1 protein-coding gene and 1 pseudogene are annotated in these 2244 nt (G+C 38.1%); both read left to right on the forward strand.

Features of this window, described 5'->3' with window-relative positions; all coding sequences use genetic code 11:
• A pseudogene (locus tag WBV75_RS11455) lies at nt 1-459 on the forward strand (hypothetical protein); the annotation flags it as partial.
• Nucleotides 460-605: 146 nt separating this feature from the next.
• Nucleotides 606-2111, forward strand: coding sequence for an alpha/beta hydrolase (locus WBV75_RS11460; RefSeq protein WP_424120732.1), 1506 nt, complete (start codon nt 606-608; stop codon nt 2109-2111).
• The last annotated feature ends 133 nt before the right edge of the window (nt 2112-2244 follow it).

Consider the following 2244-nt stretch of genomic DNA (forward strand, 5'->3'; position numbering starts at 1 on the left):
ATAGCTAATCCCTTGGGTATTGATAGGTTTGATTCATTCTATAATAAAGACACAACATTATCAATTCACCCTAAAGTCGGATTTAGATTATCAACACGTGATATGGCAAAATTTGGACAATTATTCCTTAACAATGGTCAGTGGAATAAACAACAGATTATTCCTAATTCATGGGTTGAAAGAATTACTAAAGATTATTCGGAGACAGGAGTTAACGTTCCTGACCGATTTGGTCACGGATATCTTTGGTGGATACCTAGTCCAAATTATGCTGGAGGGTTACCTGTCGGCTCATTTATGGCCAATGGTTCGGGTGGCCAGCGCATTCTAGTCATTCCTGAGTGGCAAATGGTGATTGCTCATAAGACGATGAATGAAGGACCTCGAGAAAAAAGAACTCGTGTAAGTGCTAAACAATTTGAGGAGTTGGTAAAACTAATAAAGGAAAGTAAAAAATAACTACACACAACAATGGCTATAATTCAGCGTGGCTAAAGAACAACTATGAACACTAAAACAACAAATACGGCTGATTTCACTGCGGAATTGTTCTTACGAACGATTCCACGCCGAAATCATAGCCCAGACCGTTGTAAACCATTTGAATGAAATTAAAAAATACCATATTAATAGTTTTTTTGGTCTTATCCATTTTCAATTTATCTGCACAATCGCTTAAAATAGAAAAATGTGATTGTCCATTTAAAACTGCAAAGGTTGAAGCTGATAGCATTTGGTGCGGTAAACTTTTAGTTCCTGAATCCAGAGATAAGAAGAGCAGCAGAATATTAGAAATCGCTTTCACTGTGATTAGTCCCAAAAACCCGGCACCAGATCCTGTGATAATATTGCCCGGCGGGCCAGGTCAAGCTCCACTCAGAGCGGCTGGGTCTGAAAGAGGTCCGGTTGCTAAACTAAGAGGATACATACCTAAAAACAGAACCTTGGTCGTTTTTGACCCAAGGGGTACAGGTTATTCAGGGCCTATCATGTGCCCAAACCTTAGCGATACCTGGAGTACAATAGCTGCAATGGATCTGACAATAGATGAGCAACGACAAGTGCGCCTCGGCCTCGACCTGGCATGCAGAGATCAGCTTTTACGTGAAGGCGTAGATCTTAATGCATATAATAGCATTACAGTGGCTCAAGATGTAAATGATCTCATGACTGCTTTAGGATATAAGAAATTTAATCTATTAGGAGGGTCATATGGTGTTCCCATGTCAGCCATGATCATTAATCTATTTCCAAAAAAAGTTAGAAGTGCCACCTTATTATCCGGAACACACATCAACCTAAAGGATATTGTTAGATATGATGTTCCTTACTTCTATAATAACCTAAAACGTATTTTTGAATTATGCGCTGAAGATCCGCAATGCTCAAAAAAATATCCAACTTTAGAAGATGACTTTTATGAGGTTTATGAAAGGTTAAAGGATCAACCACTAACATTTACTGTAGACTCTACAAAATTTAGAGCACCAAAATTTACTTTAAACTCACAGGATTACATCCGAACAATTTATTGGCAACAGACCAAGGAAACGAAAATCAGATATTTCCCTAATGTCATACAGGCTTTCAAAGACGAAGACATGACTGTGATTAGGAATATGGTTGAAAGGAATCTTGGTGGCATAAACTATGATGACAGTCGCATGGGTATGCTTGTGCATTGTTTTGATTCCTATACTGAAAATTCACTAAATGAATGGAAAAAGGAAGCAGACCCTTATCATCCTGCGCTGTCTGAGATTAAGTATTTCTTACAACCTTGCGAATACTGGACAGATGAAGCCGCCCCCGAAAGCTTGAGACAACCATTCAAGAGTGATGTACGGGCTTTATTAATTTCTGGCGAATTAGACCCAATGAATCCTCCGGAGGCAAGTGAAAGCTATATTCCATGGTTTGAAAACGCACAACATATAATGACTCCTGGAATGGGACACATGTTTCCTACAGAAAGAGAGAATTTCTGTTGGACAGAAATGATTCAAAGATTTATAGCTCATCCACTGCAGAAAGTTGATACTTCGTGTGTGTCAGCTATACCAGATTTTAAGTTTGATTTAAAGCTCCCAAAATGGGCAAAACAAGAATAAATAAACAGTTTACAACAATGTATAAAAGGCATTAAAACGCCCTTTGTGCTTCATTATAAGAAACCGATAACAATGAAAAAGTTATTTCTATTCGCTTTGATTTTAAATTTACTTGCATCATGTGGACCTGATG

Origin of the sequence: Robiginitalea sp., from assembly GCF_049588695.1 — a bacterium.
Classification (GTDB): domain Bacteria; phylum Bacteroidota; class Bacteroidia; order Flavobacteriales; family Flavobacteriaceae; genus Robiginitalea.

Coding starts and splice junctions, on each gene's coding strand:
- WBV75_RS11460 (WP_424120732.1), top strand. CDS start 606: ATGAAATTAAAAAATACCATATTAATAGTTTTTTTGGTCTTATCCATT.